A 21,750-nucleotide genomic window follows, 5' to 3' on the forward strand; every position below is an offset into this window, starting at 1 on the left:
CAAGCATCTGCGCCCTATGCGTTGGTGTCTCCTGTCACCAGCGCCTGAGCGTCTCTTGGCCGAAGGATTTTCTCAACCAGGCGTGCCGACATCTCGCGGCTCAACAGCCTTTGCAAATTGGCAAGCAGCCGATTCTGCGTCCCCACAATCCGATAGCTCCGATTGCGATCCAGCGCCCACAAAGCGTCCCGCACTACGTTCGCGACAGGCATGGGTGTGCCGACAGCCGCTTCCTTGGCACCAACGACATCAAAAAAGCCGGTTTGCGTTGCGCCAGGACACAGCGCGACGACCCGAATGCCGCGATGCCGGTTCTCAGCCCAAACGGCTTCTGAAAATGACAAAAGAAAGGCCTTGGTTGCGCCGTAGATGGCCATATAAGGATCGGGCTGGAATGCGGCCGTTGACGCGACGTTAATGACGGCGCCATCGGATCGTGCCTGCATCCCCGGCAGCAGAAGATGGGTCAGCTCGATCGCTGCCATGCAGTTCACCAGCACTTCATCGCGTTGGCGCGTCCACGGAATCGTCTCGAAGCGTCCGTAAGCCGCAAAGCCCGCGTTATTGATGAGGACATCGACGACCGTGCCGGTCGCTTTGAGAAGATGTGCCACCGTGGGCACGGCGTCCGTTGTGCTCAGGTCGACCGTCAGGAAATCGGCGTCGCAGGCGTAGTCGCGGCGCAATTCAGTGGTCAGCTCGTGCAGCTTGTCGCGGGAGCGTGCAACCAGCAGAAGCTTCGCGCCGCGTCTGGCCAATGCATAGGCGAACTCGCGCCCGATACCCGACGATGCCCCCGTGATGAGTGCTGTTTTTCCGCGAAAATCGAAACGATTCTTCATGGCTTGCTGATGAAGTGGAAAGTGGAGCGGACTGTAAACCGTTGACTAAAGGCAACGGTCAAGCCCTAATGACGGTCCACAACATTGGGTAGGAAGAGGCAGCATGCGCATCGGCGAACTATGCAAGCGAGCGGGCGTTTCGCGCGATACCGTGCGCTACTACGAGCGGACGGGGCTGCTGGACAAAGCAGCACAACCTCACGCGACCAATACCTACAAGCGCTATTCCGAAGTCTCGCTACAGCGGATACGGCTGATCATCCACGCGAAAGCGTTGGGTTTCACCCTCGCAGAAATCAGCGATGTCATTCACGTCTGGGACAGTCCGACGTTTGCTGTTGCGCAAAAGGTCGCGTGTCTGGAAGCAAAACTCGCAGAACTCGATGAAAAGAGCCGGGCGCTGACCACGCTGCGCGCGGGGCTGTTGAATGCGCTGGCCAAAGTCGGCAGCGATTGCGTCGAAGGACATGTCGCGTGATGAGGCGCTCGCGGTGACATGTACCAAGCGGAGAGTTGGTTCCTGTCGTGGAGACCTACCGTATCCGCTCCCAGGAAATCCATGCGGTATGGCCCCAGGTGCGCCATCTGCGTTGCAAGACGCGGGTTGCCATCGATGCGCTCGTCGCCCAGATCCCAGCGATGATGCATCCCCGAGCAGTTGACGATCCAGTCTAGGCGGGGTGCTCAAACAATTGGGCCCAAGCGCGCTGGCCGCAGCCGGTGCACAATCGTCGTCTTTCGCTGCGCCTCACCACGTCACATCACGGGGAACCATCATGACGTTGCAAGTCTGGCTGGCCTTCTTTCTGGCCGCCTGGGTGATTGCCATTTCGCCGGGCTCGGGCGCGATCCTGTGCATGAGCCACGGGCTCACACATGGCGTGCGCCGCACGTCGGTCACGATTGCCGGGCTGGAGCTGGGCATCGTGGTGATTCTGTTCATTGCGGGCGCCGGGCTGGGTGCGCTGTTGATCGCGTCAGAACATGCCTTTACGGCCATCAAGATCGTCGGCGCGATGTACCTGATCTACTTGGGTATCGTGCAATGGCGTACGCCCATCCAAATCAGCAAGCCGGCCGAAGGCGAGCCGGTGAAGGTGTCTGGCAGCAGTGCCCGCCGCCGCTTCCTGGTCGGGCTGCTGACCAACCTGACGAACCCGAAGGGCATCCTGTTCATGGTGGCGGTGCTGCCGCAGTTCATTGATCCGGCCAAGCCGCTGCTGTCGCAGCTCGGCATCCTGGCGGCGACGATGGTGTTCGTCGACCTGATCGTCATGCACGGCTATGCGTTGCTGGCCTCGCGTGCGCAGCGGCTGTTCCGGAACCCGCGCGCGCTGCGCTGGCAGAGCCGCTTCTTCGGCGGCATGCTGATGAGCATTGGCGCCGCGCTGTTTTTCGTGAAGCGGCAGACTGCCTGACCGTTACCGTGCCTGCGGGGCTGGCCGCGTGCCGAGCCCCGTGCGCGCAATCACCAGCGCCCCCACCGGCGCCACTGCAAACAGCAGGAACAGCCAGCGCGATGCGGCGCCCAGATCCGGAGCCGGGCCTGCCGCGCCCAGCGTATTGAGCACCACGCCGCCCAACGCGGCCCCCAACGCTGTTGCCACCAGTTGTACGGTCACGATCGACGCCGATGCACGGTCATGGTCTTCCGCCGGTGCCGCCGTCATGATGCGGTTGCCCAGATGCGGCCACACCACGCCTACGCCCAATCCCACCAGTGTGAGTGCGACGATGATCAGTGCGGTCACCCACGCGTCGCCCGCGCCCATCGGCACCAGAAACGCCAGTACCAGCAGACCCGCCGCGCAGGCCCACGGCGCCACACGAATCACGCGTGTAACCGACGCCTCGCGCAACGCGGCGCTCAGGATGGCGCCCAGCGTCCAGCCCGCCGACGCCGTGGCCGCGATGTAGCCAGCAATCAGCGGGCTCTGCCCATGCAACCGCTGCAGGAACAGCGGCACGAAGATCTCCGTGCAGGTGACCGTCACGGCCAGCAGCGCAGACACACCGTACAGTGCGGCGAGCGCTGTGCGGCCCGTGTAGGCATCGGCGGGCAGGATGCGGCGGGATGAGTGCATCTCTACGCGGCGGATCGCCAGCAGCGTGATGCCCGCCACGATTAAACCGAGTGCGCCAAGCCAAGGCGTGTCGCTGACGCTGGCCCCCGAAGCAGCCACCACGGCCACCGCCAGGAGCACGAGCTGACGCGCTGGCACCGGCGTCGGATGCTCCGTCTGGGTGGTCGCCGGCTTCAGCACGACCACGGCGGCGGCCGCCGCCAGCGCGATCAGCGCGACCAGCGACCAGAACGCCAGCCGCCACGTCGCGTACTGCGCAAAGATGCCGCCGACCGCCGGCCCGAGCAGGGTCGCAATGCCCCACATGCCCGAGAGCAACGCCAGCGCGCGCGGCCACAGCGGCTCTGGCAGCACGCTGCGCATCAGCACATATGGCGCCGACAACAGCACGCCGCCGCCCAACCCCTGTAGTACGCGGCCGACCAGCAACACCGGCATGGCCGGCGCCAGCGCACACAGCGCCGAGCCGCCGCCGAACACCGCCGCGCCCAACAGGTAAGCGCCGCGCGGCCCGATGTGCTGGATCACCTGTGCCGCCACTGCCGCCCCGGTGATTGACGCGACGATGAACAGCGTCGTATTCCACGCATAGAAGGCCACGCCGCCGATGTCGTCGACCACGCTCGGCAGGATCGTCGTGGTCAGGTACAGGTTGATGGCGTGCAGCGCCACGCCGGCGGCCAGCACCAGCACGCGCAGCGCATTGGCACCGCGAAACAGATCGAGCCACGAAGCATCGTCTGCGGTGATTGAGGTTGAACGCATCTTGGGCTCCAACAAGGGATTGGGGTGGACACCTGCAAGGCGCGTCAGCCGGGTTGGCTGTGACAGTCCGCTTGCGTTGCGTCGCTCGGTATCGCACTATCTTGGCGTCAAGATAAAAACGAGTTGTCTCGACGTCAAGATAACCACCGCTGGAGGAAGGGAGAATGGACCGCGCTGCACAGGCCGTCGAACAATGGAATCGCGAGCGCCCAGACCTGGATGCCAGCTCGATGCTGCTGCTCGGGCGCCTGGGCGAGGCGGCGCTCGTCATCGCGCGTGAACGGCTGAACCCGCTCTTTGCGGACTTCGGCCTGCAACCCGGCGAGTTCGACGTGCTCGCCACCCTGCGCCGCAGCGGCGCGCCGTATGCGCTTACGCCTACCGCGTTGTACGACGCGACGATGATGTCCTCGGGCGGCATGACCAATCGCATCGATCGCCTGCAGCAGGCCGGCTGGGTGGAGCGCCGCCCCAATCCGGAAGATGGTCGCGGCACGCTCGTCGCGCTTACCAAGGCGGGGTTTGCGTTGATCGACAAGGCGGTCAGCGCGCATGTGGAGAACCAGCGTGCCGTGCTCTCGGTGCTGACGGACGCCGAGCAGCGCCAGTTGGCAAAGCTGCTGGCCAAGCTGATCGACGGCCAGCGCACGGACGAGCGTTAGTCCGCCTTCACCCCACGCCGATACTGGATCGCCTCACCCACGTGCACCGCATCGATCTGCTCGTCGCCTGCCAAATCTGCGATGGTGCGGGCGAGCTTGAGCACGCGTGCATAGGCGCGGGCAGACCACGAGAAGCGCGTCATCGCGTGGCGCAGCAGACCGTCGGCGGCATCCGTGCGGGCGCAGTGCAGATCGATCTCGTGGCCGGCCAGCAGCGCGTTGCGCTTGCCTTGGCGCGTGAGTTGCCGCGCATGTGCAGCTGACACGCGCTCGGCCACGTTGACCGTAGGTTCGCCCGGCGGGCCGTCCAGCAGTTCTTCCTGGGAAGGCGTCGGCACTTCGATCTGCACGTCGATGCGATCGAGCAGCGGGCCGGAGATGCGCGCCTGGTAGCGCTCCACCTGGTCTGGCGTGCAGCGGCACGCGCGCAGCGGATGGCCGCGATAGCCGCAGGGGCAGGGGTTCATCGCGGCAATCAACTGAAAGCTGGCGGGGAAGTCGGTCTGGTGCGCGGCGCGCGAGATGGTGATGTGGCCAGTCTCCAGCGGCTCGCGCAGGACCTCGAGAACACGGCGCTCGAACTCGGGAAGCTCATCCAGGAAGAGCACCCCCTGGTGCGCCAGCGAGATCTCGCCGGGCCTCGGCGTATTGCCGCCGCCGACCATCGCCACCGCCGATGCGGTGTGATGTGGCGCGCGGAACGGCCGCACCTTCCAGCGCTTGGCGTCGAAGCCGCGCGTGGTCAGGCTCATTACAGCGGCGGCGGAGAGGGCCTCGTCATCGCTCATGTCGGGCAGCAGGCCGGGAAAGCGTTGCGCGAGCATCGATTTGCCGGTACCGGGCGGGCCGATCATCAGCATCGAATGACCACCCGCCGCGGCCACTTCCAATGCGCGCCGCGCCTGCGGCTGGCCGCGCACGTCCGACAGATCTGGATAGCGGATATCGGCATCGACCGGCGCAGGCAATGCGGGCGCAAGTTTGCGGTCGGGGGCGCTAAGGTGGTCGCACACCTCGATGAGCGTACGCGCAGGCAGAACCTTGGTACCGCTGACGAGCGCAGCTTCGGCTGCGTTCTCAGTGGGCAGCACGAAGGCGCGCGTGAGCGGCGTTTCGCCATCTGCGGATGCGGGGTTGCGCGACAGTGCATATGCCATCGCCAGCGCACCGCGAATTGGCCGCAGATCGCCCGAGAGCGACAACTCGCCCGCAAACTCGTGCGCGTCCAGATGCGTGTGCGGGATCTGCCGGCTCGCGGCGAGGATGCCCAACGCGATCGCCAAATCAAATCGCCCGGACTCTTTCGGCAGATCCGCCGGCGCCAGATTGACGGTGATGCGCCGCGCCGGAAACTCGAAGCGGCTGTTCTGGATGGCCGCGCGCACACGGTCCTTGCTCTCCTTCACCTCGGTGTCCGGCAACCCGACGATGGTGAACGACGGCAGCCCGTTGGCCAGATGCACCTCCACGGACACTGCTGGCGCGTCGATGCCGGAAAGCGCGCGTGAACGCAGGACGGCGAGGCTCATCGCGGCGTTCTCCGATTGACATGACGAACGGAACAGAGAGCAGGGCAGGGATGCATGGCGTGTCAGTGCGCGGCGTAAGAGGAACCTGCCACTGTGCCAGTCACGTGATGCCGCCCACTCGGCTTGCATTCAAATTTGACGCGTAGTCTGAATGCAAAAAAAACCGGAGCACGTGGCTCCGGTGTTGTTGTCGGCAGATCCGATCAGGGGAACGCGGGCATCGCCGAATCTTCACCGCTGAAGCGGCCTTCAGGATGCGTGTTCTGCAGCAGGGCACGCACTTCCGGCACGCGCGAGCGCGGTACGTCCACCATCAATAGAATCTGCCCATCCTCCACCGCCTGCTTGAACGGTTTGAGGCGGCTGTTCGGCACGGAACTGCCGATCATGCTGGAGGCCCACGCGCCAAACAGCGCGCCGACCACGGTTGTGATGCCGACCATCCCCCACTGCGGACCTTCGCCGATGATCGGGAACAGCGCGGCCACCACACCCGCCGCCACGCCCGCACCACCGCCGATCACCAGCCCGTTCTGGGTGGCATGGACGATGTCTGAGGTCTGGAGCAGGTTGGCCTCGTGCAGGCCGGTGAGGTCGGCGCCTTCCTTGGCGACGAAGTGGATGTGGCGCTCGGTGATGCGCGCCAACAGGAGGTCATTCATGACACGCCGGGCGCTGGCGACGTCCGGCAAGAGAAAGTAGAGGCGATGCTGCATGATCTTCTCCTCAAGCGCTGCTGCGCGTGCGTCTTAAGGACGTTCTAGATCAGTTCACCAGCCGCAACAAGGCGGCGCATCGAACTTTTCGCTGTGCGCCGCAGCACGGGTGTCGCGGCGGGCACAGCGAGGGGCGATAGCTGCACCCGGCGTGATGCCGGGCGCTCGCGCATTACTGGCCAGTGCTTGCCGGGGCGGCAGTCTTGAGCTGCGCTTCGAGCGCGGCCACGCGCGTCTCCAGCTCTTCCAGGCGGGCGCGGGTGCGGGCCAGCACCTGCGACTGCACATCAAATTCCTCACGCGTGACCAGATCAAGCTTGGAGAAGCCCTGGGTCATCATCGCGCGCACGTTCTTTTCGATATCGGCGGCCGGCGAGTTGCGCAGTGCCTCGGTCACGCGGTTCTGAAAGTCGGTAAAGAGATCGGTGGGTTTCATTGAGGTTCTCCGAGGGTCATGCTGCCTGCGCCAAGCCGGTGCATGCACCGCTTTTGTGCGCGGGGATTGCCGTGCCTTGGTGCGCAGAGCGGCACAAGGCGCGTGGTTTCGGTGCTGCAGGCGTGGATGCTACCCGTTGAGCGCTTCCAACTCCACAAATCCCGGCAAGTCTCGCTGCGATGCGGCATTGCCGGTGCCGTCCAAACGGGGACAGATTCAGCGTCTGCCGCCCTGGAACATCAGGCTGGGCCGTGACACGGTGTTGAAATCACTCTATCACATGGCTTTTTACGCGCCAGGCCGGGCCGAGGCCGTGTCAGACAGATCAGCCTGCGGCAACCGTTGGCGGGTGGCGTGCGTCACCTGTGCGATCCGTCCCCAATTTCCCTTGCTCCTCCCCCAAGCTGCGCGCGGCGTCACGGTCGAAGAAACCCTCCAACTTCACTACATCGACATGGCATGACAGTTGCAGAACTGGTGCGACTTTTTTGACGTTTCCACGTTCCGTTGTTGCGACTTTCTAAAGGGGGAGAGCCGTTATGAAGAAATTTGCGTACGCAGCCAGTGTGGTGTTGTTGACCGGTGTCGCCGCCGGTATGACTCAAAGCGCCATCGCCCAGACTGCGCCCGCCGCTCCGGCGGCCGATGCACCTGCCGCAGCACCCGCTCCGGCACCTGCACTGACTGCCAACGTCACGCTGGCCAGCCAATACCGCTATCGCGGCATCATGCAGACCAACAACAAGCCCGCCATCCAGGGCGGCTTTGATTACGCCATTCCGGGTGGCGTGCTGCCTGAGGGCTTCTACATCGGCAACTGGAACTCCTCGATCAGCTGGCTGAGTGACTCCAACTCGAGCGTCTCCGCACCGATCGAGATGGACTTCTACGGCGGCTACAAGACCGAGATCGTCAAGGACGTGCCCATCGACGTGGGCGTGCTGCAGTACTACTACCCGGGCAGCTATCCCGACGGTTTCACGCGGCCGCACACGACGGAAGGCTATGCGCAAGTCGGCTACGGCCCGGTCACGTTCAAGTACTCGCACGCGTTCTCGAACCTGTTCGGCACGCCCGATTCGCACCACAGCCAGTACTTTGACCTGTCGGGCAACTTCGACACCGGCTTCTGGGGCCTGACGCTGAACCTGCACGTCGGCTATCAGCAAGTGCCGCACCAGACCGTGCGTGCCTCGTATGCCGACTGGAAGGTCGGCGTGACGAAGGACTTCGGTAGCGGCTGGACGGCATCGCTGGCGTACATCGACACTAATGCTTCGCGCGCGTTCTACACCAACACGCGCAACAGCTACATGGGCAAGGCGACGGCCCTGCTGTCGGTCACCAAGACTTTCTAACAAACGAGGCGAGGCGGCGCTCATTGAGCAACAGCAGGGCGCTGCCAATCGAGGAGGAATCCAGCATGAAACTCATCATGGCGGTCATCAAGCCGTTCAAGCTCGACGAAGTCCGCGAGGCGCTGTCCGAAGTCGGTGTGTCGGGCATCACCGTGACGGAAGTCAAGGGGTTCGGGCGCCAGAAAGGTCACACGGAGCTGTATCGCGGCGCCGAGTACATCGTCGACTTCCTGCCTAAAGTGAAGATCGAGGTGGCCGTGCCCGACGACGTGCTCGAGCGCGCCGTCGAGGCCATCGAAAAATCCGCACGCACCGGCAAGATCGGCGACGGCAAGATCTTCGTTGCCGATGTCGAGCAAGTCATCCGCATCCGCACCGGCGAGACCGGCGGCGACGCACTATAAGCACCACAGCCCAAGGAAGAGGTCCACACATGAAAACCTGGTTCACACGATTCCTGACGGCGGGGGCCGTCGCTGCGGTGCTTGCAGGCGCCGTACTGTCCGCACCGGCTGTGGCGCAGGACAAGCCGGCGGCATCTGCGCCGGCCGCTGAAGCCAGCGCCGCCCCGGCTGCCGCTGCCGCCGCTTCGGAACCGGCCGCCGCGCCGGCCGCCGCAGCCGCTGCGCCTGCTGCCGCCGCACCTGCGGCTGCCACGCCCGTGCCCAACAAGGGCGACACGGCATGGCTGCTGGTCTCTACCGCCTTCGTCATTCTGATGACGTTGCCGGGCCTCGCGCTGTTCTACGGCGGCCTGGTGCGCAAGAAGAACATGCTGTCGGTGCTGATGCAGTGCACGGGCATCTTCTCGCTCATCATCATCCTGTGGGCCATCTACGGCTACAGCTTCGCGTTCACCGAGGGCAATGCGTTCTTCGGCGGGCTCGATCGCCTGTTCCTGAAGGGCCTGACGCCGGATTCGGTGGCGGCCACCTTCAGCAAGGGCGTGGTAGTGCCTGAGTACGCGTACTTCGCCTTCCAGGGCGCGTTTGCCGCGATCACCTGCGCGCTGATCATCGGTGCCTTCGCCGAGCGTGCGAAGTTCTCGGCCGTGCTGCTGTTCGTGGTGCTGTGGTTCACCTTCAGCTACCTGCCGATCGCCCACATGGTCTGGTTCTGGCCGGGTCCGGATGGCTTTACCGATGCCAAGGCGGCTGAGCTAATGACGTCCAAGTCGGGTTGGCTGTTCCAGAAGGGCGCGCTGGACTTTGCCGGCGGTACCGTGGTGCACATCAACGCCGCTGTGGCGGGCCTCGTAGGCGCCTTCCTGTTCGGCAAGCGCATCGGCTTTGGCCGTGAAGCCCTCAAGCCGCACAGCCTGACGCTGACGATGGTGGGTGCCTCGCTGCTGTGGTTCGGCTGGTTCGGCTTCAACGCCGGTTCGGCCCTGGAAGCCAACGGCTCCGCCGCGCTGGCCTTCGTCAACACGCTGCTGGCCACCGCCGCTGCCGTGCTGTCGTGGAGCTTCGGTGAGTGGATCGGCAAGAGCAAGCCGTCGATGCTGGGTGCAGCCTCGGGTGCCGTGGCGGGCCTGGTGGCGATTACCCCGGCGGCTGGCTTTGTCGGCCCGATGGGTTCGATCGCACTGGGCATCCTCGCCGGCCTGCTGTGCCTGTGGGGCGTGAACGGCCTCAAGCGCATGCTGGGCATGGACGACACGCTCGACGTGTTTGGCGTGCACGGCGTGGGCGGTATCCTCGGCGCGCTGCTGACCGGTGTGTTCGCCTCGCCGAGCCTGGGCGGCACCGGCATCTACGACTATGTCGCCAACAAGGTGGCTGACGGCTACTCGATCGGCGGCCAGCTGTGGATCCAGTTCCAAGGCGTGCTGACCACCGTGATCTGGTCTGGCGTGGTGGCCTTCATCTCGTACAAGATCGTCGACGCGGTCGTCGGCCTGCGCGTGCCGGAAGAAGAGGAGCGCGAAGGTCTGGACATCACGTCCCACGGCGAAACCGCCTACGAAGACTGATCGTCTGCCTGATCAAGCAAAAGACCCGGCCACGTGCCGGGTTTTTTGTTGGTGCGGCGCTTGAGCCACCGAGCCTTAACTCCGATGTAAAAAACCTTCAATTGCCTCTCGTTATGCGGACGCTTACATTGCAGACGTGGTTTCCTCCACCTGCAGAACGCTCCCCGTATCTGTCAGGCTATTCCCCAAGCGCGGCAGCCCCGCGCTTTTTTTTTTGTCCACGTTTTCTGTGTGGTTTTGTGCGTTGCCACACACTTCCCCTTGCGAAACCGTCCGCTGACCGCATATCGATAGCCCGCCATCGTCGGCATGCTGTCTGCAAGCTATTGCCTGTTCCTCTACAATCGGAGCGGGCGATAAATTACATCAATAGGAAGGGTATGGTTCCGCACCTGATCACCGCGCTGAACGGGCCGCTGCTGGAGCTCGAGCAGAAGATTCTTGACGCCACGCCCGCCATCGAACGCTGGTTCCGCCTGGAATGGCAGGAACACACGCCGCCGTTCTACTGTTCGGTCGATTTGCGCAACGCCGGCTTCAAGCTGGCGCCGGTCGACACGAACCTGTTCCCGGGGGGCTTCAACAACTTGTCGCCCGAGATGCTGCCGCTGGCCGTGCAGGCCGCCATGGCCGCCATCGAAAAGATCTGCCCGGACGCCAAGAACCTGCTGCTGATTCCCGAGCGCCATACGCGCAACATGTTCTATCTGCAGAACGTGGCGCGCCTGTCGCAGATCATGCGCCAGGCTGGGCTCAACGTGCGCCTGGGCTCGCTGTCGGAAGACATCAAGGAACCGACGCCGATCGACCTGCCCGATGGACAGCACCTGGTGATCGAGCCGATTTCGCGCATCGGCACCAAGGGCCGCCGCCTGGGCATGGAGAATTTCGATCCGTGCTCGATCCTGCTGAACAACGACCTGTCGGCCGGCGTGCCGCCCATTCTCGAAAACATCAACGAGCAATACCTGCTGCCGCCGCTGCACGCGGGCTGGTCACAGCGTCGCAAGACGAACCACTTCGCCGCCTATGATGAAGTGGCCAAGAAGTTCGCCAAGCTGATCGACATTGACCCGTGGATGGTCAACCCGTACTTCACCAAGTGCAGCGGCCTGGACTTTCACGAGCGCGCCGGCGAGGAAGAGCTGGCCCACGCGGTCGAGACGGTGCTCAAGAAGACCGCTAAGAAGTACAAGGAATACGGCGTGACCGAGACCCCATACGTGGTGGTCAAGGCCGACGCTGGCACCTACGGCATGGGCGTGATGACCGTGCGTGATCCTTCCGAGGTCAAGGGCCTCAACCGGAAGGAGCGCAACAAGATGAGCGTGGTGAAGGAAGGCCTGGAGGTCTCCGAGGTGATCGTGCAGGAAGGCGTGCACACCTTCGAGAAGATCAACGAGGCCGTGGCCGAACCCGTCGTCTATATGATCGACCGCTATGTGGTGGGTGGTTTCTACCGGGTTCACACGGGTCGCGGCGTGGACGAAAATCTGAATGCGCCGGGCATGCATTTCGTGCCGTTGCCGTTTGCGTCGAATTCGCTGCCGGACAGCCACGCCAAGCCGGGCGCCGGCGAGCCGAACCGCTTCTACATGTATGGCGTCGTGGCCCGTCTGGCGTTGCTGGCCGCGTCGCTCGAACTCGAGAAGACCGACCCGAACCCGCTGATCTAAGTACACGCTGTTGAGGGAGCCGCCATGCGCATCCTGTTCATCGTCGATCCACTGTCGACGTTCAAGATCTACAAGGATTCCACCTTCGCGATGATGCGCGAGGCGACGGCACGCGGCTACGCCATCTACACGTGCCTACAGTCGCAACTCACGCTGTCGGGCAACGTGGTCGAAACCGTTGCCACGCCCATCGCCCTGACCGGCAATGAAGAAGACGGGCAGGAGTGGTACCGCGCAGGCGATGCGCGTCTGCTGCCGCTCACCGGCTTTGACGCCGTGCTGATGCGCAAGGATCCGCCATTCGACATGGAATACGTCACCAGCACGTGGCTGCTGGAGATTGCCGAACGCCAGGGCGCACGCGTGTTCAACAAGCCGCAGGCGATTCGTGACCACTCCGAGAAGCTGGCGATTGCGCAGTTCCGCGAGTTCACTGTGCCGACCATCGTGACGCGCGATGCCAAGCGCCTGCGAGATTTCCACGCCGAGCAGGGCGACGTCATTTTCAAGCCGCTCGACGGCATGGGCGGCGCCGGTATCTTCCGCGTGGGGCCGGATGGCATGAACCTCGGTGCCGTGATCGAAACGCTCACCGACAACGGCGCGCGCACGATCATGGCCCAGCAGTACATCCCCGCCATCCGCGAGGGCGACAAGCGTATTTTGCTGATCGGCGGTTCGCCGGTGCCGCATTCGCTGGCGCGCATTCCGATGGCTGGCGAAGTGCGCGGCAACTTGGCCGCTGGCGGCACGGGCCGTGCGCAACCCTTGTCCGAGCGTGATCAAGTGATTGCACATGCACTTGCGCCGGTGCTGTGGCAGCGTGGCCTGCTGCTGGTTGGCCTCGACGTGATCGGGGACTACCTGACCGAGGTCAACGTTACCAGCCCGACGTGCTTCCAGGAAATCACCCAGCAGACCGGCTTCAACGTGGCCGGCATGTTCATCGACGCGCTCGAGCGGGCTGCGGGCAAGTCGCCCGGCGCGGGGTTAGGTGGGGCTGGCCGGAAATCGCTCTAGGAAGGTGGCCTAGCCCCTCTGGCGAGTGTCCTCCGCTCGGGGGAATTCCGCACACTGAGCGCAATCGCCCCAAATGGCCCTGATACAATCGAGGTCACACCGATTCGCTTTTCGATCATGGCAGGGATTCTGATCATCGCTCATGCGCCGTTGGCCAGCGCACTGCGCGATTGTGCTGCACACGTGTATTGCGGTCAGCCCGAACGGCTGGGTGCAATCGACGTCCTGCCCGACGCCGAGCCGGCCGCCGTGCTGGATCAGGCGCGCGCCAAACTCGCAGAGCTGATCGAGGACAACGGCGCGCTGGTGCTGACCGACATCTTTGGGGCCACCCCCGCCAACATCGCTTCGCGCCTGGCTGAGCCAGGCCGCGTGCGCGTGCTGGCCGGCGTGAACCTCCCGATGCTGGTGCGCGCCATCTGCTATCGCACCGAAAAACTCGAACAACTTGCTGCCAAGGCACTGGCCGGCGGCGCGCAAGGCGTATTGCAGGTCGGCTCGACAGCCGTTCAGAACCAGGTTGCCAACCATCCGGACAAATATGCTGCAGAGGGATATCACCATCATCAATAAGCTCGGGCTGCATGCCCGCGCTTCCGCCAAACTCACGCAGCTCGCCAGCAAGTTCGACAGCCAGATCAAGATGTCGCGCAACGGCCGTCAGGTCGACGCCAAGAGCATCATGGGTGTGATGATGCTGGCAGCAGGCATCGGCTCCACCGTCACGCTGGAGATCGAAGGTCCTGACGAGCAGGCTGCCATGGACGGGCTGGTCGGACTCATCAACGACCGCTTCGGCGAAGGCGAGTAACCCACAACACAACGCAGTTCTCGGCCAGCGTCTCTATGCCATTCACCCTGCACGGCATCCCGGTTTCGCGCGGCATCGCCATCGGCCGTGCGCACATGCTGGCGCGCGCGGCACTGGATGTGTCGCACTACCTCGTCGACGAAGACAAGCTGGATGCCGAGGTCGAGCGCCTGCGCTGCGCCCGGGCTGCTGTGCGCGGCGAGCTGGTCACGCTCAAGCGCGATCTGCCTGCCGATGCACCGGAGGAGATGGGCGCCTTTCTCGATGTGCACACGATGATTCTCGATGACGCACTGCTTTCGCAGGTGCCCGAGACACTGATCCGCACTCGCCGCTACAACGCCGAGTGGGCGCTGACCACGCAGCTTGAAGAACTGATCCGCCAGTTTGGCGAGATCGAAGACGAGTACCTGCGCGAGCGCAAGGCCGACATCGAACAGGTGGTGGAGCGCATCCTGAAGGCGCTGGCCGGTGCGCCCGCATTGGCGCCTGCGCCCGTGGCGGTCGGTTGCGATCCGGATGCCGGCATGATTGTCGTCGCACACGACATTGCCCCGGCCGATATGTTGCAGTTTCGCGGTCAGACCTTTGCCGGCTTTGTCACTGATCTGGGCGGCCGGACTTCGCACACCGCCATCGTCGCGCGCAGCCTGGACATTCCAGCGGCAGTGGGCGTGCACAATGCCAGCGCGCTGATCCGCCAGGACGACGTCATCGTCATTGACGGCGACAACGGCATCGTCATCGTTGATCCGAGCGACGTCATCCTCGAGGAATACCGCCACCGCCGCAGCGAGGGCGAACTGCAGAAGAAGCGTCTCGAGCGCTTGCGCCATACGCCCACCGTCACCCTCGACGGTACGCAGATCGACTTGCTCGCCAACATCGAGATGCCGGAGGATGCGGCTGCCGCCGTGAAGGCCGGCGCCGTGGGCGTGGGGCTGTTCCGCTCAGAATTCCTCTTCATGAATCGGCGCGGTGCGCTGCCCGATGAGGAAGAGCAGTTCCGCGCGTACCGCACGGCGGTCGAGTCGATGCAGGGCTTGCCGGTGACGATTCGCACGATCGACATCGGCGCCGACAAGCCGCTCGACATCCGCGACGACGTGTTCGAGACCGCGCCCAACCCGGCGCTAGGCTTGCGCGCGATTCGCTGGTCGCTGTCGGAGCCGGCGATGTTCCTGACGCAATTGCGCGCGCTGCTGCGGGCGTCAGCCTTCGGGCCAGTGAAGATTCTCGTACCGATGCTCGCGCATGCCCGCGAGATCGACCAGACGCTGGATCTGCTCACGCGCGCCAAGGCCTCGCTTGACGCCGATGGCCTGGCCTACGACCCGACCGTCAAGGTCGGCGCCATGATCGAAATTCCGGCCGCCGTACTGATCCTGCCGGTGTTCCTGCGCCGCATGGATTTTCTCTCGATCGGCACGAACGACCTGATCCAGTACACGCTGGCCATCGATCGCGCCGACAATGCGGTCGCACATCTGTACGACCCGCTGCATCCGGCGGTGCTGCAATTGATCGCGCGCACCATCCGCGAAGGGCATCAGGCCGGCAAGCCGGTGTCCGTGTGCGGTGAGATGGCAGGCGATTCGACAATGACGCGCCTGCTGCTCGGCATGGGGCTCACCGAGTTCTCGATGCATCCATCGCAGTTGCTCAGCGTGAAGCAGCAGATCCTGCGCTCGGACCGTCCGCGTCTGATGCGCGAGGCCGACCGCCTGCTGCACACCTGTGAACCCACCGAAATCCAGGATGCATTGGGCGCGCTGGCGCGTGCCTGACCTGCTGAATCTTTAAGCGCCGGCCCCGCACGACTGTCGTGTCGGCGCATCGCCCGTTTCAGGGAAATCTCTCCGCTAAGTGATTGAAATTGCACGTCTTTCCGTGAAAAGACGGCTCGCGCGCACCCGCATATCCCTGTCGATCGAATGGGGTAGAACAAGAATTGTTCTCATTACCATTCTCTGTTATTCTGGTTTCACAGCGCGTTTTGAGCGCTGCGGAGGAATCCCGTGTACGTCTGCATCTGCAACCAAGTGACCGATCGCGAAATCCATGGCGCCGCCCGTCTGGGTGTGTCGACAATGGACGAACTCGCCGAGACGCTGGGCGTCGGCACCTGCTGTGGACAATGCCGGGACTGCGCCAAGCAGGTACTCGCCGAAGCGGTGAGCTGCATTCCCGTTGATCAGGTGTTGGGCCGTGCAAGTGCGCATGCCATAATCGAGCGTCGCGACGAGCCCGTCGCCAACGATCAAGCCATTTCGGCCAGTGCGTTGGCTGCCTGACCCCCGGTTTTCCCGATTCTCGTTTGTCTTGATTCGCCGCGATCTGCCACCTGGGCTGCATAGCCTCGGTGGCATTTGTTGCTTGGGTCAGCACAGGGCTCGCCTTGAACGGACGCGTACGTGCGTCCATCACCGCAGTTGCACTTTGCTGGAGCCCCAAGAATGAAAGGCGATAAGAAGGTCATCCAATATCTGAACGCCCAGCTCAAGAACGAGCTGACCGCCATCAATCAGTACTTCCTCCATGCGCGCATGTACGGCCACTGGGGGCTCAAGCGCATCGGCGACCACGAATACAAAGAGTCCATCGGCGAGATGAAGCACGCCGATCGCCTGATCGAGCGCATCCTGATGCTCGAAGGCCTGCCGAACTTGCAGGACCTCGGCAAGCTGATGATCGGCGAGAACACTCCGGAAATGCTCGAGTGCGACCTGAAGCTGGAGAAGGCCGCGCACACCACGGTGGTCGAAGCCATTGCGTACTGCGAGTCGGTCAAGGACTACGTCAGCCGCCAAATCTTCGTCGACATCCTGGACGACACCGAAGAGCACATTGACTGGCTGGAGACGCAGCTGGAGCTGATCGACAAGATCGGCATCCAGAACTTCCTGCAGTCGCAGATGGAAGCGGACAGCGAGTGATCCTCGTCGATCGGCAAAAAGAAAGGAGGCCTTGGCCTCCTTTTTTGTTGTCAGCGTTCCGTGGACTCGGGCTAGTGCGCGCCACCACAGACCGGGCACGACGCCTGACGCGTTACGCGCATCGTCGTCCATTCCATCGACAGGCCGTCGAGCATCAGCAGGCGCCCGGCAAGCGAGCGGCCGATTCCGGCGATCAACTTGAGCGCCTCGGCGGCCTGCACGGTGCCCACCATGCCGACCAGCGGCGAGAACACCCCCATCGTTGCGCATGCCACATCCGGTGCGGGCTCGTCGGGCGGGAACAGGCACGCGTAGCAGGGGCCGCCGGCGCGGCTGTCAAACACGCTGATCTGCCCATCGAACCGGATGGCTGCGCCCGACACCAGCGGTACGCCTGCATGCACGCAGGCAAGGTTAGCCGCCTGGCGGGTGGCGAAGTTGTCGGAGCAGTCGAGCACCACGTTCACGCCCGAATTGGACCCATCAAGTAGCGCGCCGATGCTGTCCGCATCCAACCGGCGCTGCACGGCATGGACCTGCACGCCGGGGTTCAGTCGCGCGATGGCGGCTTGTGCCGATGCCACTTTCGGTTGGTCGACCGACTCGGTGGTGTGAATGATCTGGCGCTGCAGGTTGGTCAGGTCGACTGTGTCGTCATCGACGATGGTGAGCGTACCTACGCCTGCGGCTGCCAGGTAGGGCAGAGCCGCTGCACCCAAACCGCCCGCGCCGATGACGAGCGCATGCGCTTCAAGCAGGCGCGTCTGCCCTTCGATGCCGATCTCGTCGAGCAGGATATGGCGGGAGTAGCGCAGCAGTTGATCGTCGTTCATGGCAGTGCAATGAAAAAGGCCGTGCAATGCACGGCCTCATAAGTTTGCCAGTGTTTGCCGGCCGGTGTCTTAACGGGCGCCGCTCGGCTCCGGGGCCGGGATTACGCCGCTGGCTGGGACGTTGGGCTTCGGTGCCGCCGGTTTGGCCTTGGGCTTGGCATCGCTGCTGTCCTTAGCGGCTGGTGACTTGGCCGGCTTGTCCGAGGTCGCCACGGCTTCCAGCACCGACTTCGAACGCTTGACCGGCTGGCCACGCAACTCGTTGATGGCCTGTTGCAGCATGAAGTCGTCGGCAGAACCGAACTCGATCGGCTTCTTGTTGCGCTCCTTTTCGCGCTGCTCGGGCGTCTTCTTCGCGTTTTCTTCTTCCAGGCGGCGGAGCTCTTCAACGCGGCGCTTTTCGCGCTCGGTCATCTCGCTTTCTTCCGACTCCTGCTTGTTATGCAGGTGGCGCTCGGTGTCGATCTCGCGGGTGATCAGCGCGTCGTCCGGGTCGCCATCCGGGTTCTGGTCGACCGGGATGTCCGGGCGCACGCCCCAGGCCTGGATCGACTTACCCGACGGCGTGTAGTAGTACGCGATGGTCAGCTTGATGCCGGTGTCGTTCGACAGCGGACGCACCGTCTGCACCGAGCCCTTGCCGAAAGTCGTCTTGCCCATCGTCTTGGCGCGGTGGTGATCCTGCAGTGCGCCGGCTACGATTTCCGACGCCGATGCTGTGTAGGCGTTGGTTAGCACGATGATCGGCACCGTCTTGAACTCGGGGTCCAGACCCGCCAGCGGATCGGCGTCGAGGTTGCTCAGGCGGTAGTTGGCGAAGCTCGCCTTGTACGTGCGCTTGGCATCCGGCACCTGGCCGTTGGTCGAGACCACGGTCACATCCGGCGGCAGGAACGCGGCCGACACGCCCACAGCGGCTTGCAGCACGCCGCCGCCGTTGTTACGCAGATCCAGGATCAGGCCCTTAAGGTGGCCGTCCTGTTTTGCCAGGTCATTGAGCTTCTTGGCCAGGTCCGGCACCGTGCGTTCCTGGAAGCTGGTGATGCGCACCCAGGCGATGCCGTTGTCCAGCAGCTTGGCCTTGACCGACTGCACCTGGATTTCGGCGCGGGTGATCGTGAGCGGGAAGGTGCGCTCTTCCTTCTTGCGATAGATGGTCAGCGTGACCTTGGTGCCCGGTGCGCCGCGCATGCGCTTGACGGCTTGCTCCAGCGGCATGCCGCGCACGGGCTTGTCGTCGATGCGGGTGATCAGGTCGCCCGGCTGCACGCCGGCGCGGAAGGCGGGGGTGTCTTCAATCGGGTTGATGACCTTGACCAGGCCTTCTTCCTGCGAAATCTCGATGCCCAAGCCGGCAAAACGGCCCTGGGTGCCTTCCTGGAGTTCCTGGAAGTCCTTCTTGTCGAGGTACGCCGAATGCGGGTCAAGGCTGGAGACCATGCCCTTGATGGCTTCGGTCAGCAGTTTGTCGTCGTCCACGGGCTCGACGTATTCGCGCTTGATCTGGCCAAAGATATCGGCCATGAGCCTGAGCTTTTCCAGCGGGAGCGGCCCAACCGTCGCGTTCTGCGCGGTGGCGGAGAGCTGGAGCGTCGCCAGAACCCCGGTGACGAGGCCGATGGCGATCAAGCTGATGTTCTTGAGCGAAGTTCGCATGTGTCGAGCGTGGACGTGGGAACAGTAGATAAACATGGCCCGGGGTGGCTCGCGCACATCCCGGGCTACAGGCTTCGACAGTATAAAGGCGTTGGAGTGCCAAACGCCTCGTTACGGTTTATTTCGACTTACCCTGGCTGGCCACCGCCGCGAGGGATGCGGCAATCGCTTCCTGGTCGCCCAGATAATAGTGGCGGATTGGCTTGAGGTTGGCGTCCAGCTCATACACCAGCGGCGTGCCATTGGGAATGTTCAGGCCGACGATGTCAGCGTCCGAAATGCCATCGAGGTACTTCACCAGCGCGCGGATGCTGTTGCCGTGCGCGGCGATCACCACGCGCTGGCCGCTCTTGATGGCCGGGGCGATCGACTCCTCCCACAGCGGCAGCACGCGCGCGACGGTGTCCTTCAGGCACTCGGTCAGGGGCACTTGCTCGCGCGACAGGCCCGCGTAGCGCGGGTTGCCGAAGGCGTCGTTCTCGGCACCGGGCTCCAGGGCGGGCGGCGGGGTGTCGTAGCTGCGGCGCCAGACCAGGACCTGCTCATCGCCGAACTTGGCAGCGGTTTCGCCTTTGTTGAGGCCCGACAGCGCGCCGTAGTGGCGCTCGTTCAGGCGCCACTCGTTGCGGGTCGGAATCCACATCAGGTCCATTTCATCCTGCACATGCCACAGCGTGCGGATCGCGCGCTTGAGCACCGAGGTATAGGCCAGATCGAAGGTGAAGCCGGCTTCGCGCAGCAGTTTGCCGCCTTGGCGGGCTTGTTTGACACCGGTCTCGGTCAGGTCGACGTCGACCCAGCCGGTGAAACGATTCTCCAGATTCCACGTCGATTCGCCGTGCCGGATGAGAACGAGCTTATGCATGACTGCCATGATGAGAAGTGAGAAAACCTGCGCGCGGACCTGCGGCGATGCGTCGTGACGTCATCGTGCGGCCGCCGAAACCGACTATTTTATAATGCCGCCCGAATAGAGCCACCCCCGTGCGCACCCGACCCGTTCGGATGAGCCCGCCCGATCCATCCAGGAAACCCATACCGTGAAGTTCTTCGCCGATTACAACAACCTCGCCCTGCTTGCTGTCGCCATCGTTTCGGGTCTGCTACTGATCTGGGGGCCCATCCAGCGCCGCCTTGCTGGTGGCGGCGGTGCCCAGGTGGGTGCTTCGGTTGCCACCCAGCTTATCAATCGCCGCAACGCAGTCGTGGTGGATGTGCGCGAGAGTGCTGAATACGCCGCAGGGCATCTGCCACAAGCCAAGCATGCGCCGCTCGGCGAGCTCGAAGGCAAGGCCGCCGGCCTTGCAAAGAACAAAGAGACCCCCATCATCCTCGTATGCCAGACCGGCCAGCGCGCTGGGAAGGCGCAAGCAGTCTTGAAGCAGGCCGGTTACAGTGAGGTCTATTCGCTCGAGGGCGGATTGGCCGCGTGGCAGCAGGCAGGCCTTCCGGTCGTCAAATAAAGAAACGAGGTTTTGAAGTTATGGCGCACGTGGTTATGTACAGCACCACCGTCTGCCCCTATTGCGTGGCAGCGGAACGACTCCTGAAGCAGCGCGGCGTCGAGCAGATCGAAAAGATCCTGATCGACCGCGAACCCGGCAAACGCGAAGAGATGATGACGCGCACGAACCGTCGCACCGTGCCGCAGATCTACATCGACGATCGCCACATTGGCGGCTTCGATGATCTCTCTGCGCTGGACCGCGAAGGCGGGCTGGTGCCACTGCTGGCGGCCTGAGCGCCACACCAAAACGCCCGGCTTTGACCGGGCGTTGCACATTTAGGCCTGCTCTCATGGTGGGCACGATTGCGTCATGTACCATACGCGTCTTGCGCGTGGGACACATCCCCGCCGCGCACTGACCATACATCTATCTGAAGGCGAGTCATGAGCGACCAGCAACAGCAGCAACCGGGCCAGGATGGCCAGCCGTTCTTCAACATTCAGCGCGTCTACCTGAAGGACCTGTCGCTGGAGCAACCGAACTCGCCGCACATCTTCCTGGAACAGGAACAGCCGTCCGTGGAAGTGCAGGTGGACGTGTCCGCCTCGCAACTGGCCGAAGGCGTGTTTGAAGTGGTGGTGATCGGTACGGTCACGACCAAGGTGCAAGAGAAGGTGGCCTTCCTGGTGGAAGCCAAGCAAGCCGGCATCTTCGACATCCGCAACGTGCCGGACGAGCAGATGGACCCGCTGCTGGGCATCGCCTGCCCGACCATCGTGTACCCGTACCTGCGCTCGAACATTGCCGACACCATCGGCCGTGCTGGCTTCCAGCCGATCCACCTGGCGGAAATCAACTTCCAGGCCCTGTACGAGCAGCGCCTGGCTGCCGCCATGGAGCAAGCTCAAGCTGCCGGCGGCAACAGCGGTCTGGTGATGCCGGACGGCTCGAAGGCCACCCACTAAATAAGAGGCGCACCGCGCCAGTAGCCCGCGCCGGCCTACGC

25 protein-coding genes are annotated in these 21,750 nt (G+C 63.7%); 17 read left to right on the forward strand and 8 right to left on the reverse strand.

Features of this window, described 5'->3' with window-relative positions; translation table 11 throughout:
- Positions 1–14 precede the first annotated feature (14 nt).
- The gene (locus F7R11_RS04130; protein WP_064801401.1) at positions 15–842 is read right to left on the reverse strand and encodes an SDR family NAD(P)-dependent oxidoreductase; all 828 of its coding nucleotides are present in this window, start codon (positions 840–842) and stop codon (positions 15–17) included.
- A 103-nt stretch (positions 843–945) separates the two neighbouring features.
- On the opposite strand from F7R11_RS04130, the gene F7R11_RS04135 reads away from it, so the two are divergent.
- Both F7R11_RS04135 and F7R11_RS04140 read left to right on the forward strand, forming a co-directional pair.
- Positions 946–1,320 carry a heavy metal-responsive transcriptional regulator gene (locus F7R11_RS04135; protein WP_064801403.1) on the forward strand — a complete coding sequence of 125 codons (375 nt, stop codon included), beginning with the start codon at positions 946–948 and terminating at the stop codon, positions 1,318–1,320.
- Between the two features lie 298 nt (positions 1,321–1,618).
- Positions 1,619–2,260 carry a LysE family transporter gene (locus F7R11_RS04140; RefSeq protein WP_064801405.1) on the forward strand — a complete coding sequence of 214 codons (642 nt, stop codon included), beginning with the start codon at positions 1,619–1,621 and terminating at the stop codon, positions 2,258–2,260.
- A gap of 3 nt (positions 2,261–2,263) precedes the next feature.
- Here the strand turns inward: F7R11_RS04140 and F7R11_RS04145 are convergent, their stop codons facing one another.
- Positions 2,264–3,691 (reverse strand): MFS transporter, encoded by a 1,428-nt coding sequence (locus tag F7R11_RS04145; protein WP_064801407.1) that lies wholly within the window; start codon positions 3,689–3,691, stop codon positions 2,264–2,266.
- A gap of 164 nt (positions 3,692–3,855) precedes the next feature.
- On the opposite strand from F7R11_RS04145, the gene F7R11_RS04150 reads away from it, so the two are divergent.
- Positions 3,856–4,353 (forward strand): MarR family winged helix-turn-helix transcriptional regulator, encoded by a 498-nt coding sequence (locus F7R11_RS04150; RefSeq protein ID WP_064801409.1) that lies wholly within the window; start codon positions 3,856–3,858, stop codon positions 4,351–4,353.
- Here the strand turns inward: F7R11_RS04150 and F7R11_RS04155 are convergent.
- From F7R11_RS04155 to F7R11_RS04165, 3 genes are all read right to left on the reverse strand, one after another.
- Entirely contained in the window at positions 4,350–5,882 is a 1,533-nt protein-coding gene (locus F7R11_RS04155) for a YifB family Mg chelatase-like AAA ATPase (RefSeq protein ID WP_049286152.1), read from the reverse strand. The two genes, F7R11_RS04150 and F7R11_RS04155, sit on opposite strands and share 4 nt — an antisense overlap.
- Positions 5,883–6,085: 203 nt before the next feature.
- On the reverse strand, positions 6,086–6,598 hold the full coding sequence (locus tag F7R11_RS04160) for a hypothetical protein (protein ID WP_021196334.1): 513 nt from the start codon (positions 6,596–6,598) through the stop codon (positions 6,086–6,088).
- 172 nt (positions 6,599–6,770) lie between these two features.
- Positions 6,771–7,034: an accessory factor UbiK family protein gene (locus F7R11_RS04165; RefSeq protein WP_021196335.1), complete on the reverse strand. Its 264-nt coding sequence runs from the start codon at positions 7,032–7,034 to the stop codon at positions 6,771–6,773.
- Positions 7,035–7,170: 136 nt separating this feature from the next.
- Between F7R11_RS04165 and F7R11_RS04170 the strand changes: the two genes are divergently transcribed.
- The 11 genes from F7R11_RS04170 to bfr all read left to right on the forward strand — a co-directional run bounded on the left by F7R11_RS04170 (position 7,171) and on the right by bfr (position 16,807).
- Entirely contained in the window at positions 7,171–7,497 is a 327-nt protein-coding gene (locus tag F7R11_RS04170; RefSeq protein ID WP_151180504.1) for a hypothetical protein, read from the forward strand.
- A gap of 76 nt (positions 7,498–7,573) precedes the next feature.
- Positions 7,574–8,392, forward strand: a complete 819-nt coding sequence (locus F7R11_RS04175) for a TorF family putative porin (RefSeq protein ID WP_064801411.1) — start codon at positions 7,574–7,576, stop codon at positions 8,390–8,392.
- Positions 8,393–8,457: 65 nt separating this feature from the next.
- Entirely contained in the window at positions 8,458–8,796 is a 339-nt protein-coding gene (locus tag F7R11_RS04180) for a P-II family nitrogen regulator (protein WP_021196337.1), read from the forward strand.
- A gap of 29 nt (positions 8,797–8,825) precedes the next feature.
- A complete protein-coding gene (locus F7R11_RS04185) occupies positions 8,826–10,364 on the forward strand; it encodes an ammonium transporter (RefSeq protein ID WP_064496169.1) in 1,539 nt (512 codons plus the stop codon).
- Positions 10,365–10,744: 380 nt separating this feature from the next.
- The gene (gene gshA, locus F7R11_RS04190) at positions 10,745–12,040 is read left to right on the forward strand and encodes a glutamate--cysteine ligase (protein ID WP_021196339.1); all 1,296 of its coding nucleotides are present in this window, start codon (positions 10,745–10,747) and stop codon (positions 12,038–12,040) included.
- Between the two features lie 24 nt (positions 12,041–12,064).
- A complete protein-coding gene (gene gshB / locus F7R11_RS04195) occupies positions 12,065–13,060 on the forward strand; it encodes a glutathione synthase (RefSeq protein ID WP_021196340.1) in 996 nt (331 codons plus the stop codon).
- A 117-nt stretch (positions 13,061–13,177) separates the two neighbouring features.
- Positions 13,178–13,633, forward strand: a complete 456-nt coding sequence (locus F7R11_RS04200; protein ID WP_021196341.1) for a PTS sugar transporter subunit IIA — start codon at positions 13,178–13,180, stop codon at positions 13,631–13,633.
- On the forward strand, positions 13,602–13,871 hold the full coding sequence (locus F7R11_RS04205; RefSeq protein ID WP_021196342.1) for an HPr family phosphocarrier protein: 270 nt from the start codon (positions 13,602–13,604) through the stop codon (positions 13,869–13,871). Before F7R11_RS04200 ends, F7R11_RS04205 begins: the two co-directional genes overlap by 32 nt.
- Positions 13,872–13,906: 35 nt before the next feature.
- A complete protein-coding gene (ptsP, locus tag F7R11_RS04210) occupies positions 13,907–15,658 on the forward strand; it encodes a phosphoenolpyruvate--protein phosphotransferase (RefSeq protein WP_064801413.1) in 1,752 nt (583 codons plus the stop codon).
- Positions 15,659–15,889: 231 nt separating this feature from the next.
- Positions 15,890–16,165, forward strand: a complete 276-nt coding sequence (locus tag F7R11_RS04215; RefSeq protein WP_064801415.1) for a (2Fe-2S)-binding protein — start codon at positions 15,890–15,892, stop codon at positions 16,163–16,165.
- 162 nt (positions 16,166–16,327) lie between these two features.
- A complete protein-coding gene (gene bfr, locus F7R11_RS04220; RefSeq protein WP_064801418.1) occupies positions 16,328–16,807 on the forward strand; it encodes a bacterioferritin in 480 nt (159 codons plus the stop codon).
- 71 nt (positions 16,808–16,878) lie between these two features.
- Here the strand turns inward: bfr and F7R11_RS04225 are convergent, their stop codons facing one another.
- The 3 genes from F7R11_RS04225 to gpmA form a co-directional block, all read right to left on the reverse strand.
- Positions 16,879–17,640, reverse strand: coding sequence for a HesA/MoeB/ThiF family protein (locus F7R11_RS04225; RefSeq protein ID WP_064801420.1), 762 nt, complete (start codon positions 17,638–17,640; stop codon positions 16,879–16,881).
- Between the two features lie 69 nt (positions 17,641–17,709).
- On the reverse strand, positions 17,710–19,296 hold the full coding sequence (locus F7R11_RS04230; protein ID WP_021196347.1) for a S41 family peptidase: 1,587 nt from the start codon (positions 19,294–19,296) through the stop codon (positions 17,710–17,712).
- Positions 19,297–19,414: 118 nt separating this feature from the next.
- On the reverse strand, positions 19,415–20,161 hold the full coding sequence (gpmA, locus tag F7R11_RS04235) for a 2,3-diphosphoglycerate-dependent phosphoglycerate mutase (protein ID WP_031329807.1): 747 nt from the start codon (positions 20,159–20,161) through the stop codon (positions 19,415–19,417).
- Between the two features lie 175 nt (positions 20,162–20,336).
- Here gpmA and F7R11_RS04240 point away from each other — a divergent pair, with 175 nt between their 5' ends.
- The 3 genes from F7R11_RS04240 (at position 20,337) to secB (ending at position 21,709) form a co-directional block, all read left to right on the forward strand.
- Complete coding sequence (locus F7R11_RS04240) at positions 20,337–20,759, forward strand: rhodanese-like domain-containing protein (protein ID WP_021196349.1); 423 nt, start codon at positions 20,337–20,339, stop codon at positions 20,757–20,759.
- A 20-nt stretch (positions 20,760–20,779) separates the two neighbouring features.
- On the forward strand, positions 20,780–21,037 hold the full coding sequence (grxC, locus tag F7R11_RS04245; protein ID WP_021196350.1) for a glutaredoxin 3: 258 nt from the start codon (positions 20,780–20,782) through the stop codon (positions 21,035–21,037).
- Positions 21,038–21,187: 150 nt separating this feature from the next.
- Entirely contained in the window at positions 21,188–21,709 is a 522-nt protein-coding gene (gene secB / locus F7R11_RS04250; RefSeq protein ID WP_021196351.1) for a protein-export chaperone SecB, read from the forward strand.
- The last annotated feature ends 41 nt before the right edge of the window (positions 21,710–21,750 follow it).

This window comes from Ralstonia insidiosa, assembly GCF_008801405.1.
Taxonomy (GTDB): Bacteria; Pseudomonadota; Gammaproteobacteria; order Burkholderiales; family Burkholderiaceae; genus Ralstonia; species Ralstonia insidiosa.

What these genes read in the sequence shown, in the direction of transcription:
- F7R11_RS04230 (WP_021196347.1), bottom strand. Translation starts at nt 19,296, where the DNA reads ATGCGAACTTCGCTCAAGAACATCAGCTTGATCGCCATCGGCCTCGTC.
- F7R11_RS04165 (WP_021196335.1), bottom strand. Translation starts at nt 7,034, where the DNA reads ATGAAACCCACCGATCTCTTTACCGACTTTCAGAACCGCGTGACCGAG.
- F7R11_RS04155 (WP_049286152.1), bottom strand. Translation starts at nt 5,882, where the DNA reads ATGAGCCTCGCCGTCCTGCGTTCACGCGCGCTTTCCGGCATCGACGCG.
- F7R11_RS04205 (WP_021196342.1), top strand. Translation starts at nt 13,602, where the DNA reads ATGCTGCAGAGGGATATCACCATCATCAATAAGCTCGGGCTGCATGCC.
- ptsP (WP_064801413.1), top strand. Translation starts at nt 13,907, where the DNA reads ATGCCATTCACCCTGCACGGCATCCCGGTTTCGCGCGGCATCGCCATC.
- grxC (WP_021196350.1), top strand. Translation starts at nt 20,780, where the DNA reads ATGGCGCACGTGGTTATGTACAGCACCACCGTCTGCCCCTATTGCGTG.
- F7R11_RS04145 (WP_064801407.1), bottom strand. Translation starts at nt 3,691, where the DNA reads ATGCGTTCAACCTCAATCACCGCAGACGATGCTTCGTGGCTCGATCTG.
- F7R11_RS04130 (WP_064801401.1), bottom strand. Translation starts at nt 842, where the DNA reads ATGAAGAATCGTTTCGATTTTCGCGGAAAAACAGCACTCATCACGGGG.
- F7R11_RS04150 (WP_064801409.1), top strand. Translation starts at nt 3,856, where the DNA reads ATGGACCGCGCTGCACAGGCCGTCGAACAATGGAATCGCGAGCGCCCA.
- F7R11_RS04180 (WP_021196337.1), top strand. Translation starts at nt 8,458, where the DNA reads ATGAAACTCATCATGGCGGTCATCAAGCCGTTCAAGCTCGACGAAGTC.
- F7R11_RS04175 (WP_064801411.1), top strand. Translation starts at nt 7,574, where the DNA reads ATGAAGAAATTTGCGTACGCAGCCAGTGTGGTGTTGTTGACCGGTGTC.
- F7R11_RS04140 (WP_064801405.1), top strand. Translation starts at nt 1,619, where the DNA reads ATGACGTTGCAAGTCTGGCTGGCCTTCTTTCTGGCCGCCTGGGTGATT.
- secB (WP_021196351.1), top strand. Translation starts at nt 21,188, where the DNA reads ATGAGCGACCAGCAACAGCAGCAACCGGGCCAGGATGGCCAGCCGTTC.
- F7R11_RS04225 (WP_064801420.1), bottom strand. Translation starts at nt 17,640, where the DNA reads ATGAACGACGATCAACTGCTGCGCTACTCCCGCCATATCCTGCTCGAC.
- gshA (WP_021196339.1), top strand. Translation starts at nt 10,745, where the DNA reads ATGGTTCCGCACCTGATCACCGCGCTGAACGGGCCGCTGCTGGAGCTC.
- F7R11_RS04160 (WP_021196334.1), bottom strand. Translation starts at nt 6,598, where the DNA reads ATGCAGCATCGCCTCTACTTTCTCTTGCCGGACGTCGCCAGCGCCCGG.
- gpmA (WP_031329807.1), bottom strand. Translation starts at nt 20,161, where the DNA reads ATGCATAAGCTCGTTCTCATCCGGCACGGCGAATCGACGTGGAATCTG.
- F7R11_RS04200 (WP_021196341.1), top strand. Translation starts at nt 13,178, where the DNA reads ATGGCAGGGATTCTGATCATCGCTCATGCGCCGTTGGCCAGCGCACTG.
- F7R11_RS04135 (WP_064801403.1), top strand. Translation starts at nt 946, where the DNA reads ATGCGCATCGGCGAACTATGCAAGCGAGCGGGCGTTTCGCGCGATACC.
- F7R11_RS04185 (WP_064496169.1), top strand. Translation starts at nt 8,826, where the DNA reads ATGAAAACCTGGTTCACACGATTCCTGACGGCGGGGGCCGTCGCTGCG.
- gshB (WP_021196340.1), top strand. Translation starts at nt 12,065, where the DNA reads ATGCGCATCCTGTTCATCGTCGATCCACTGTCGACGTTCAAGATCTAC.
- bfr (WP_064801418.1), top strand. Translation starts at nt 16,328, where the DNA reads ATGAAAGGCGATAAGAAGGTCATCCAATATCTGAACGCCCAGCTCAAG.